Source organism: Shinella sp. R2-11 (assembly GCF_055330205.1).
Genome location: NZ_JBVAPC010000027.1, coordinates 1 through 674 on the forward strand (window position 1 = coordinate 1; position 674 = coordinate 674).

1 protein-coding gene is annotated in these 674 nt (G+C 62.2%); it reads left to right on the top strand.

Going from position 1 to position 674, the window contains the following annotated elements:
* A partial coding sequence (locus tag ACZ1A1_RS24925) for a GTP-binding protein (RefSeq protein ID WP_463622062.1) occupies nucleotides 1–674 on the top strand: 674 nt, incomplete at its 3' end.

Consider the following 674-nt stretch of genomic DNA (forward strand, 5'->3'; position numbering starts at 1 on the left):
ATGGCAAAAGGTAAGTTTGAGCGCAACAAGCCTCACGTAAACATCGGCACGATCGGCCACGTTGACCATGGCAAGACGTCGACGACTGCAGCGATCACGAAGTACTTCGGCGAGTTCAAGGCGTACGACCAGATCGACGCTGCTCCGGAAGAAAAGGCCCGCGGCATCACCATCTCGACGGCGCACGTCGAGTATGAGACGGCGAACCGTCACTATGCGCACGTCGACTGCCCCGGCCACGCCGACTACGTCAAGAACATGATCACTGGCGCTGCCCAGATGGACGGCGCGATCCTCGTCGTCTCGGCTGCCGACGGCCCGATGCCGCAGACCCGCGAGCACATCCTGCTCGCCCGCCAGGTCGGCGTTCCGGCGATCGTCGTGTTCCTCAACAAGGTCGACCAGGTCGACGACGCCGAGCTCCTCGAGCTCGTCGAGCTTGAAGTGCGCGAACTGCTGTCGTCCTACGAATTCCCGGGCGACGACATTCCGATCGTCAAGGGTTCGGCTCTTGCCGCTCTGGAAGACTCGAACAAGGAAATCGGCGAAGACGCGATCCGCGCCCTGATGGCCGCTGTCGACGACTACATCCCGACCCCGGAACGTCCGATCGACCAGCCCTTCCTGATGCCGATCGAAGACGTGTTCTCGATCTCGGGCCGTGGCACGGTTGT